The 942-nt window shown below is 63.7% G+C and carries 2 pseudogenes; both read right to left on the reverse strand.

The features are described from left to right. Nucleotides 1–184, reverse strand: a pseudogene (gltD, locus tag EN925_RS37495) (glutamate synthase); the annotation flags it as partial. A 141-nt stretch (nt 185–325) separates the two neighbouring features. Next, a pseudogene (locus tag EN925_RS37500) lies at nt 326–942 on the reverse strand (glutamate synthase subunit alpha); the annotation flags it as partial.

Consider the following 942-nt stretch of genomic DNA (forward strand, 5'->3'; position numbering starts at 1 on the left):
TCGGGCAGCCGGTCGGCCCGTGACAGAACGGAATGCCGCAATCCATGCAGCGCGCGGCCTGTTTCTCGACCTCCTTGTCAGACATCGGCAGCGTGAACTCGCGGAAATGCCGGATGCGGTCTGAGGCCGGCTGGTACTTGTGCACCTGCCGGTCGATTTCGAGAAAGCCTGTTACCTTGCCCATAGTCCAGTTCCTGCTGTCCAGATGGTGCGGTTTTCGCCGCACCCGTTAACCCCTTGAGGCAGCCATGGCAACCTTGCGCCGGAGGTCAAACTGTCGATGAAGATGGGCCGGGAAGCCTGGGCTCCCCGGCCATTGCAAAGCCTATTCCGCCGCAACGCCCATGCGCATGCGTTCCATCTCGATCAGGGCGCGGCGGTATTCGACCGGCATGATCTTGCGGAACTTCGGCCGGAACGTCGCCCAGTCGTCGAGAATCTCGCGACCACGTACCGACCCGGTGTAGTGCACATGGTTCGAGATCAGCTGGTAGAGCCGCTCCTCGTCATGGCTGGTCATGTCGCCGGAGACATCGACGCGGCCCTTGTGGTCGAGGTCGCCGCCATGGTGCAGCAGCCTTTCCATCAGATCGTCTTCTTCCGGAACCGGCTCCAGCTCGACCATCGCCATGTTGCAGCGCTCGGCGAAATCGCCCGCCTCGTCGAGCACGTAGGCGACGCCGCCAGACATGCCGGCGGCGAAGTTGCGGCCGGTCTTGCCGATGACGACGACGATGCCGCCAGTCATGTACTCGCAGCCATGATCGCCGACGCCTTCGACGACGGCGGCGACGCCCGAATTGCGCACGGCGAAACGCTCGCCGGCGACGCCGGCGAAATAGGCCTCGCCCTCGGTTGCGCCATAGAGCACCGTGTTGCCGACGATGATGGATTCAGCCGCGACGATCTTGGCCTCTTCCGGCGGCCGAATGACGATACGTC

Origin of the sequence: Mesorhizobium sp. M7A.F.Ca.US.006.04.2.1, assembly GCF_004022915.1 — a bacterium.
In the GTDB taxonomy this organism is placed as follows: domain Bacteria; phylum Pseudomonadota; class Alphaproteobacteria; order Rhizobiales; family Rhizobiaceae; genus Mesorhizobium; species Mesorhizobium ciceri.